The 2920-nt window shown below is 73.8% G+C and carries 1 protein-coding gene; it reads right to left on the reverse strand.

Annotation, left to right across the window (positions count from 1 at the left end):
- Positions 1-2920, reverse strand: a 2920-nt coding sequence (locus IE318_RS22240; RefSeq protein ID WP_189902976.1) for a type I polyketide synthase, incomplete at both ends; no start/stop codon positions are given.

Consider the following 2920-nt stretch of genomic DNA (forward strand, 5'->3'; position numbering starts at 1 on the left):
CCCCGTGAACAGGAACGCGAGCTTGCCGGTGCGGCGGCCCGAGGCCGTGGCGACGGCGGGGGCGTTGCGGCCCTGGGCGAGGGCGGTCAGGGCGCGGACCAGTTCGTCGCGGTCGGTGCCGACCAGGCCGGCCCGGTGGGTGAACACCGTCCGCGAGGTCGCCAGGGAGAAGGCGACGTCCGTGGCGGGGATCTCCGGCCGGTCCGTCACCAGGCGGAGCAACCGTTCGGCCTGTGCGGTCAGTGCCTCGGGCGACTTGGCCGACAGCAGCCACGGCAGCGGGCGCGATGCGGTGGTGGTGCCCTCCGCGACGGGGCCCCCGGCGTCCGTGGTGTCCGGCTCCTCCGGTGCCTGCTCGACGATGACGTGGGCGTTGGTGCCGCTGATGCCGAAGGAGGAGACGGCGGCGCGACGCGGGTGACCGTTGTCGGGCCAGTCCCGGGCCTCGGTGAGCAGCTCGACGCTCCCCGCCTCCCAGTCGACCTGGTCCGAGGGGGCGTCCACGTGCAGGGTGCGCGGCAGTACGCCCTGCCGCATCGCCATCACCATCTTGATGACGCCCGCGACACCGGCCGCCGCCTGCGTGTGACCCATGTTCGACTTGATCGAGCCGAGCCACAGCGGCTCACCGGATGCCGGCCGCTCCTGCCCGTACGTCGCGAGCAGCGCCTGCGCCTCAATCGGGTCGCCCAGGGTCGTACCGGTGCCGTGCGCCTCGACCGCGTCGACGTCGGCGGTGGCCAGTCCGGCGTTGGCGAGGGCCTGGCGGATCACACGCTGCTGCGAGGGGCCGTTGGGTGCGGTCATGCCGTTGGAGGCGCCGTCCTGGTTCAGGGCCGAGCCGCGCACGACCGCCAGCACCGGGTGCCCGTTGCGACGGGCGTCCGACAGCCGTTCCAGCAGCAGCACACCCGCGCCCTCGCCCCAGGCGACCCCGTCGGCCGCCGCGGAGAAGGACTTGGCCCTGCCGTCCGGGGCGAGGCCGCGCTGACGGCTGAACTCCACGAACATGCCGGGCGTGCCCATGACCGCGACCCCGCCGGCCAGCGCCAGCGAGCACTCCCCCGAGCGCAGCGCCTGCGCCGCCATGTGCAGGGCGACGAGGGAGGAGGAGCAGGCCGTGTCGACGGTGACGGACGGGCCTTCCAGCCCGAGGGTGTAGGACGTGCGGCCGGAGACCAGGCTGCCGCCGGTGCTGGCCGCCGCCTCCACGCCGAGCGCGTAGTCGTGGTACATCAGGCCCGCGTACACGCCGGTGCGGCTGCCCTTGAGCGAGGCCGGGTCGATGCCGGCGCGTTCGATCGCCTCCCAGGACACCTCCAGCAGCAGCCGCTGCTGCGGGTCCATCATCAGGGCCTCGTTCGGACCGATCCCGAAGAACGCCGCGTCGAACTCCGCCGCGTCGTAAAGGAACCCGCCCTCACGGGCGTAGGTCTTGCCGGGGACGCCGGGTTCCGGGTCGTACACGTCCGGGTCCCAGCCCCGGTCCTCCGGGAACGCCGACACCGCGTCCACACCGTCGGCGACCAGCCGCCACAGCCCCTCCGGGGACGTCACCCCGCCCGGGTACCGGCAGGCCATGCCGACGATCACGACCGGGTCGTCCACCACGTCCCCGCCGGCTGCGGGCAGGGCGGCGCGGGCGGGCGCCGGCGCGGAGACCGTTCCGGCCAGTTCGCCGGCGATGTGCTCGGCGACGGCCTGGGCGCTCGGGTAGTCGAAGATGAGGGTGGCGGGCAGTCGCAGTCCGGTCGCGGCGCCGAGCTGGTTGCGCAGCTCGACCGCGGCGAGCGAGTCGAAGCCCAGCTCGCTGAAGGCACGTTCCGCCTCCACGGCGTCGCTCGAGGCATGCCCGAGCACGGCGGCCACCTGCCCGCGGACGAGATCCAGCAGCACCGCCGCACGCTCGTCCTCGGCGAGCCCGGCCAGCCGCGCCGCCAGTCCCTCCGCCCCGGCCCCCGACCGGGCGGCGGCCCGCCGTACGGGCACCCTCACCAGGCCCCGCAGCAGCGGCGGGATCTCCTCGCCACGGCCGCGCAGCACACCCGTGTCGATGCGCAACGGCACCAGCGCGGGCAGCCCCGACCGCAGCGACGCGTCGAACAGGGCGAGGCCCAGGTCGGACGGGAGGGCGGGCAGCCCCTGGGCGGCCATGCGCTGCTCCGCGAGGTCGAGCATCCGGGTCATGCCGGTGTTGACGCCCCACAGGCCGAAGGCCATCGCGGTCGCGGGCAGCCCCGCCGCACGCCGATGCGCCGCCAGACCGTCCAGGAACACGTTCGCCGCCGCATAGTTGCCCTGACCCGCCGCCAGAACCAGACCACCCGCCGACGAGAACATCACGAACGCCGAAAGATCCAGATTTCGCGTCAGCTCGTGCAGATACCAGGCCGCATCCGCCTTCGGACCCAGCACCCCGCGCATCCGCTCCGGCGTCAGCGCACCCATCACACCGTTGTCCGCCGCCCCCGCCACATGCACCACCGCACGCAGCGGATGCTCGCTGCCGATACCAGCGAGGAGAGCCGCCAGCGACTCACGGTCGGCGACATCGCACGCGACCAGCGTGACCGTGGCACCCAACTGCTGTAGTTCATCACGCAGCTCTACGGCGCCCGGGGCGTCCGGACCGCGTCGGCTGGTCAGCACCAGATGCCGTACACCGTGCTCGACGACCAGGTGCCGGGCCACCAGAGCACCCAGACCACCCGTACCACCAGTGATCAGCACCGTGCCGTCCGGGTCCCAGGTGACCACGTCGTCCGAGGCGGTGGTCCGGGTCAGACGCGGCACCAACACCCGGCCCCCACGGACCGCCACCTCCGGCTCACCGCTCGCCACAGCCCCGGCGAGATCACCGTCGGTGTCGACCAGCACGAACCGGCCCGGGTTCTCCGCCTGCGCCGCCCGCACCAGACCC

Origin of the sequence: Streptomyces spiralis (assembly GCF_014654675.1) — a bacterium.
GTDB classification, from domain to species: domain Bacteria; phylum Actinomycetota; class Actinomycetes; order Streptomycetales; family Streptomycetaceae; genus Streptomyces; species Streptomyces spiralis.